At 38.8% G+C, this 7,125-nt stretch carries 6 protein-coding genes and 1 pseudogene; 4 read left to right on the top strand and 3 right to left on the bottom strand.

Going from position 1 to position 7,125, the window contains the following annotated elements; genetic code table 11:
• Positions 1-336: 336 nt before the first annotated feature.
• The 3 genes from gldE to mutY form a co-directional block, all read right to left on the bottom strand.
• Positions 337-1,686, bottom strand: a complete 1,350-nt coding sequence (gldE, locus tag QZT73_RS03845; protein ID WP_291786712.1) for a gliding motility-associated protein GldE — start codon at positions 1,684-1,686, stop codon at positions 337-339.
• 62 nt (positions 1,687-1,748) lie between these two features.
• Positions 1,749-2,198: a single-stranded DNA-binding protein gene (ssb, locus tag QZT73_RS03850; RefSeq protein ID WP_291785117.1), complete on the bottom strand. Its 450-nt coding sequence runs from the start codon at positions 2,196-2,198 to the stop codon at positions 1,749-1,751.
• Positions 2,199-2,248: 50 nt separating this feature from the next.
• Positions 2,249-3,319 carry an A/G-specific adenine glycosylase gene (mutY, locus tag QZT73_RS03855; protein WP_291785119.1) on the bottom strand — a complete coding sequence of 357 codons (1,071 nt, stop codon included), beginning with the start codon at positions 3,317-3,319 and terminating at the stop codon, positions 2,249-2,251.
• A 161-nt stretch (positions 3,320-3,480) separates the two neighbouring features.
• Here mutY and QZT73_RS03860 point away from each other — a divergent pair, with 161 nt between their 5' ends.
• The 4 genes and pseudogenes from QZT73_RS03860 to QZT73_RS03875 form a co-directional block, all read left to right on the top strand.
• The gene (locus tag QZT73_RS03860) at positions 3,481-3,789 is read left to right on the top strand and encodes an HU family DNA-binding protein (protein WP_010611570.1); all 309 of its coding nucleotides are present in this window, start codon (positions 3,481-3,483) and stop codon (positions 3,787-3,789) included.
• A 21-nt stretch (positions 3,790-3,810) separates the two neighbouring features.
• Positions 3,811-4,632: a tetratricopeptide repeat protein gene (locus QZT73_RS03865; RefSeq protein WP_291785124.1), complete on the top strand. Its 822-nt coding sequence runs from the start codon at positions 3,811-3,813 to the stop codon at positions 4,630-4,632.
• Between the two features lie 181 nt (positions 4,633-4,813).
• A complete protein-coding gene (locus QZT73_RS03870; protein WP_291785126.1) occupies positions 4,814-6,385 on the top strand; it encodes an Rne/Rng family ribonuclease in 1,572 nt (523 codons plus the stop codon).
• Between the two features lie 242 nt (positions 6,386-6,627).
• Positions 6,628-7,125, top strand: a pseudogene (locus tag QZT73_RS03875) (hypothetical protein); the annotation flags it as partial.

Raw genomic sequence — 7,125 nt, forward strand, 5'->3', positions numbered from 1 at the left:
AATAGAAGCAATGAATCAGCCTTGTTGATGAATAGTTTATACTGATAATAACACAAAACTAAGGGAACGTAAAATATGCCTTTGGTTTATATTTCAAGCAAGTAATTTTCAAAATGTGTAAATTTTAAAAAAATAGGCTTAAAATCAAGCCTATAATTCTAAAAATAATGTTTTTATGTCAGGAATAGGTTTAGGATAAAAATTTTAAAAAAATTAACAAATAATTTTAAGGCAGTTGACACTTCTTGGGTATTGGGCCAAATGCTCAAAAACCCAAATAATATTTTATTTTGTATATTCTAAAAAATCAGAACACAATATGTTTTTATGGGGTGATTAATCTTCGTTATGACCTTTGTTTTCTTTATCATCTGACAGGAGATGAACTTTAACTTTTTTGATTCTTTTTGCATCAACCGCAAGGATGGTGAATTCGAAATTAGCAAACCTGATTTTAGTCCCATTTTTAGGCAAATTGGAATTGATTTCCAACAGGAGACCACCCAAGGATTCACTTTCTCCTTTGACCTCATCAAAAACCTGTTGATCTACATCAATTTTTTTACAGAAGTCATTCAAAGAAACTTTTCCTTCAAAGACAAAAGTATTCACATCAATTTCTTTGAAAAAGAAATCCTCGGCATCATCGAATTCATCATTGATTTCGCCTATAATTTCTTCGATTAAATCTTCTAAGGTGACTAGCCCGGAGGTTCCCCCATATTCATCAACCACAATTGCCATGTGGACACGTTTTTTTTGAAAATCTTTCAACAGTGCGTCAACTTTTTTATTTTCAGGAACAAAGAATCCTTTTCGGACTAAGTTTTGCCATTCAAAATTTTCATCCTGTTCTATAAAAGGCAATAGGTCCTTGATGTATAAGATACCCTCAATATGGTCTATGGTTTCTTTGTACACAGGTATTCTAGAATAACCACTTTTGTTGATTTTGTCCATAAGTTCATGAAAATCGGTTTCAATTTCCACAGCGGTAATGTCCATACGGGATTGCATTACTTGTCTTACAGTCAGTGTGCCAAAGTTTACAATACCTTTCAAGATGTCCTTTTCCTCATCTGTGGTATCTTCTGTTGTTATTTCAAGCGCCTGATTCAGTTCATCAACTGATAAGGAATAACCCTTTTTTTGAATCCGTTTTTCGATGAGGCCACTCAAGCTCATCAGAAGGAAGGAAAGTGGTTTTAATAAAAAAGCAAAAAAGTAGATAAAAGGGGCCATAAAAACCGCAAATTCCACTTTAGCTTTGGTCGCATAAACCTTGGGTACAATTTCCCCAAAAAACACGATAGCAAAAGTCACCCCTACAGTTTGACCCAAAATGATTAAAAGGCCTGTAGCATTCAGACCAAAAAGGCTCCATGTGAAAAAAGTGGTTTGGGTGACGATTCCGATATTGATCAGGTTGTTTAGTATAAGGATTGTACTGAGTAGGGTTTTAGGCGATGCTACAAGTTGAATTGCCCTTAAGGTTCTCTGATCAGTGTGTTCTTCCATCTCTGCAATGTCCTCCGCATTCAGGGAAAAAAAAGCTACTTCCGACCCCGAAACCAGCCCTGAAACAAGGAGCAGGAGTACAAAAATCAAAGCATTGATAAGAATGTAGCCGGCTGAAACCTGATTGATTTCAGCCAGCAGCAAAAGACTCGGGTATGGGTCGTCCATCAAATTATTTGAATGATCATTACAAAATTAATCATTTCCTGACCAATTCTTCAAAAAATTATTTAGAAAGGCAGGTCATCGTCATCTGCAGGTCCCGAAGTAACTGGTGTATTTGCACCGGCTTGCTGTGGACTTTTTTCGTAATTACCGGAGGGTGTTTGACCCGTACCGGTACCTTCTGGTCTTCCTCCCAACATGGTGAAGCTCAGTACCCTAATTCGTACTCTTTTTCTGTTGTTTCCCTGTTCGTCTTGCCAGGAATCAGTTTTGATTTTACCTTCAACATAAATCTGCATTCCTTTTTTCAGGTACTGCTCTGCTATTTTAGCCTGACCATCCCAAAGTTCCAAATCATGCCACTCGGTATTTTCCACCCTGTTGCCATTCCTGTCTTTGTAGGCTTCTGTAGTAGCAAGTCTTAGGTTAGCTACTACTTTATCCCCTTCCAAATGCTTCACTTCTGGGTCTGCACCCAAATTACCCAATAAAATCACCTTATTTACTCCGGCCATAATCTGTATTGTTAAGTGGTTTACAAAAAGTCCATGATTAAATTTAAGAATTATTTTTCATCGTTCAAATATTTCAGGATCAACCTTGGCTTGGCTACACTTTCTAACTGGGTTTGGTCCACCATTTGATATCCCTTATTTTTCACCCACGCTGACAATTTCGGTTTTTCACTTTCCTCAATCACGAACTTTACAAAGTTGGCAAAAATTTTTTGATGCGTCAGTACATGCTTAAATACGTAAGGATTTTTTATGACATTTAGTGTCCGATAATTATCCTGATCGGCAAAAAACTGGGATTCCAATTGCAGGGCCTCTTTTAATTGAAGTTCTTCTAATGGGAAATCAAACAGCCCTTGCCAGATATCTCCGCCTCCTCTTTGTTTGATAACAGTGTATTCACCGCAGAGGATGTGGGCATATTGAAAATATCTTTCTTTAACTTTAATTTTCTTGGACTTGATAGGTAAGGATTCAACCATGCCTTTTTGATAGGCAAAGCAAGCCTCACTTATTGGGCAGGTGTTGCATTCAGGGTTTTTGGGTGTGCATTGCAGGGCACCAAATTCCATAATGGCCTGATTGAAATCTGCGGGGTTTTCCAAGGGGATAATTTTATTTGCAAATTCTTCGAAAAGTTTTTTCCCCTTACTGCTATTGCTGACTGCTGTAAGTCCAAATACCCGACTGAGCACCCGGAAAACATTCCCATCCACTACAGCTACTGCTTCTCCAAAGGCAAAAGAGGCAATGGCAGCAGCCGTATAACTGCCTACTCCCTTCAATTGAAGCAATTCTGTATAGGTTTCAGGGAATTTAGATTCCCTGTTTTCAAAAATTTCTTTAGCGCAGGCATGTAAGTTTCTTGCGCGGCTGTAATAGCCCAATCCTTGCCAAAGACGCATGACATCTTCTTCCGGTGCCTGTGCCAGTGCCTGAACATTGGGGTAATTGGCTGCAAATTTTTCAAAATAGGGTAAGCCTTGTGCTACGCGGGTCTGCTGAAGGATAATCTCTGAAAGCCAAATGAAATATGGGTTTCTAGTATTTCTCCAAGGCAAATCCCTTTTATGCACAGCATACCACTCCAATAATCTTTGGGAAAATACTTTTTGGTTCAAAGTAAGCGTTACATGTTAGATTAAGACAATGTTAAACATTTCAATCTAATTTTGGGCATTTTGTTTTTATATTGAATTGGTTCGTATAAATTTGCAGTCCCAAAAATAGTTGGTTAATAGGTCGTTAAGCTTATTCGGTAATAATTTAAATTCAGCAAAAAGTGACAAAAGCAGAAGTAATCACCAAGATTTCGGAAAAAACAGGAATCCAGAAAGATGATGTAACTCAGACCATTGAAGCATTCTTCAAAGTGGTAAAAGATTCCATGGCGGAAGGAGAGAATATTTATGTAAGAGGTTTTGGAAGCTTCATCAACAAGAAGAGGGCTAAGAAAATTGCGAGAAACATCTCCAAAAATACAGCCATTGTAATAGATGAGCATTATGTACCGGCCTTTAAGCCTTCTAAAGTGTTCATCGAAAAAATCAAAAACAGCAAGAAAATCAAAGAATTGGCTCCTCAGGATTAATCCTGAGGACCTTCTTTACTTATGAAAAAATCCCAGATTATCATACTTGTAATTGGTATCGCCGTAATAGGTATCCTGTATTCCCTTCCTAGGGTTGTCGTTGACAATGAGGAAGGTAATGCAGAAATCGGAGAACAGGCGACATCCTCTTCAGGTTCTTCAGTGGAGGAACTTCATGATGCACCGGTATCGGAAGAAGCCAGAGAGGCTTTGGATGCCATTGCAGGTAAGTTACAGGGAGAAAGTGATAAGGAAAGGTTTCTTGTGCTGGCAGATACATTGGCATTGATTTATTCGCAAGTAGGAAAGTTTGATTCCGCTGCTTATTTTCTGGAGCAGGCTGCCTTGCAAATTGGCAGTCCTGAGACATGGGAAAAAGCAGGTAATGCGTATTATGAAGCCTACACTTTTGCTCTTAATGAAGAGAAAGTAGCCTATCTGGCCGATAAAACCAGAAGCTATCTGAACAAGGTGTTGGAAAGCAACCCAAATCGTTTGGATCTTAAAACCAAAGTGGCTATGACCTATGTGTCTTCTGCCAATCCCATGCAGGGGATCACCATGCTTCGGGAAATTTTGGAGGAAGATCCAAGTAACGAAGATGGTTTGTTCAATATGGGTGTACTCTCCATGCAATCCGGGCAATATAAACGTGCTTCGGAACGATTTGAAGAATTGGTACGTTTTCATCCTGACCACCTTCAGGGGCAGTTCTATCTGGCTGTCAGTTATTTCGAGTCCAAACAAAACAACAAAGCAAAAAGGCAATTCCAGCAAGTACAAGACATGACAGACGACCCTATGGTCTTGGCCAGTGTCGAAAGCTATCTGGAAAAGCTCTAAAATAATTGTTCCACTCTAAATCTTTAAAACTATGCCTTGCGGTAAGAAAAGAAAAAGACATAAAATTGCTACGCATAAGCGTAAGAAAAGACTGAGAAAAAACAGACATAAGAAGAAGTAATGTGCTTCTTCTTTAAGTTTTTACAGCAAACGTTCATTTAAATAATAAAATCAGACACGATTGAGCACAGAACTAGTAATTGATTCTGTTCAAAGTGGTAGTCGGATTGCCCTCCTCAAAGACAAAAGTCTGGTTGAACTTCACTCAGAAGGTGGAGAAAATCAGTTTAAAGTCGGTGATATCTATTTGGGGACTGTTCGTAAAATTGTCAATGGGCTGAATGCGGCATTCATTGATGTAGGCTATGAGAAAGATGCTTTCCTGCATTATCAGGATTTAGGGCCTCAAATAAATAGCCTGAACAAGTTTACGAAAATAGTCAAGAATAATAATTACCAAGGACTAAATCTGAAAGGATTTGAACTGGAAGGAGATATTGAAAAGCTTGGGAAAATTTCCAATGTATTTTCTAAAGGCAATCAGGTATTGGTACAGGTTGTTAAAGAACCGATATCTACTAAAGGACCGCGACTATCCTGTGAGCTCTCCATCGCTGGTCGTTACCTGGTACTTGTACCATTTTCTGACACCGTTAATGTATCTAAAAAGATACGCTCTGCGGATGAAAGGAAAAGGCTTGTACGCTTGATTACCTCCATCAAACCCGCCAATTTTGGCGTGATCATCAGAACAGTGGCCGAGTCTCAGTCCGTAACCGAACTGGACAAGGATCTTCGCAATCTGTTGAGCACTTGGGAAGATGGCATGAAAAAACTGGCCAAGGCCAAAGGGCGCGACAAAGTTATTGGAGAAATGAGTATGGCTTCCTCTATTATCAGGGACCTGCTCAATGAGTCATTCGACGCAATCACCGTAGAGGATGAATTGATCTATGATCAAATCAGGTCTTACATCAGATCTATTGCCCCTGAAAAGGAAAAAATTGTTAAGCTTTACAATGGAAAAGCGAAGCTCTTTGAAAATTTTGGAATCGAAAAGCAGATCAAAAGCTTGTTTGGACAGACTATCAGTCTACCGCAGGGCGGTTATGTGATTATTGAACATACCGAAGCCCTGCACGTCATAGACGTGAATAGTGGAAACAAATCCAATCAAGAAAGTGACCAGGAAAATACAGCATTAAAAACCAACCTGGTAGCTGTTAAAGAAATTGCCAGACAATTACGCCTCAGAGATATGGGGGGTATCATCGTTGTTGACTTTATCGACATGAAAAAAGCGGATAATAAAAAAGCCGTCTATGATGCGATGAGAGAAGCGATGAAAGATGACAGGTCCAAACATACTGTCCTGCCGCTGACCAAATTTGGTCTGATGCAAATCACGAGGCAGCGCGTGCGACCTGAAGTCAACATTGTCACCAAGGAAACCTGCCCTTCTTGTGGGGGAACAGGTAAAATTCAAGCCTCTATTTTGGTGGCTGATAAATTGGAAAAAGATCTCGAACATATTGCTACGATCCAAAACGTTTCAAACATCCACATCGGGTTACACCCTTACCTCTATGCCTATTTTACGCATGGAATGATTTCACAAAGGGTAAGGTGGTTTTTCAAATACTTGAAGTGGGTAAGACTGATAAAAGACTCTTCCCTCCCAGTGACGGAGTACAAATTCCTGGATGAATCAGGAGAAGAAATAGAACTACAGGTAAAAAGCGAGACCGATTAGGTCCCGCTTTTTTTTATTTTCTTTTCTGCCAAAAATTGTTGAAATAAACATTCCCACTCCACCACAAAAGGCTATTCCGGCAAAATAGCTTATCCATTCATTTTCTGGGGCATGGACTCCTTGTATGATGATTCCTTTAATGATCATATTATTGGGAAGGATGGTTTTGTAAAATAAAAAATAAGAATATAGTTGGTTTGTAAATAAAAAATTGCTAGTTTAAAATTCTGTCACTAAAACTAATGAAGAATTTTTTTGCACATATAACGCTAATTGTACTGATTTTTTCCTGTGTTCAATCCAAGCACGAGGAGGTTTTAAGCAGAGCTTATGATAATGGAATTGTAACACTGGAAAAAATAGACAGTGTGCAGATTGAGTACTTGGGGAATCCCATAGTTCATGACATCGATCCCCAGTCCGGAACTATCCTGTTTATGGAGCATGGAGACACGTTTGAGGATATTTATGTAGCGGACTTTGATGGAAATATTCTATACACTTATCCCAAATTCGGAGATTTGCCTGATACCTATGGAGTATTATTTGGGCCATTAAAAATAATCGGAGAAAAGGAGTTCATGGCTTATGGAATTAATGGACTATTAACGTATGACTTGTCTGGTAAATTAATTTCGCGCACGAAAATACAGGATATAGTACCTTACAATTTTGCAAGAAAATCTATGGGTTATGGTTTGGGTATTCTTGATGATGCCGTTCTTTATATTGATCAGGGA

This window comes from Cecembia sp. (assembly GCF_007126775.1).
Taxonomy (GTDB): domain Bacteria; phylum Bacteroidota; class Bacteroidia; order Cytophagales; family Cyclobacteriaceae; genus Cecembia.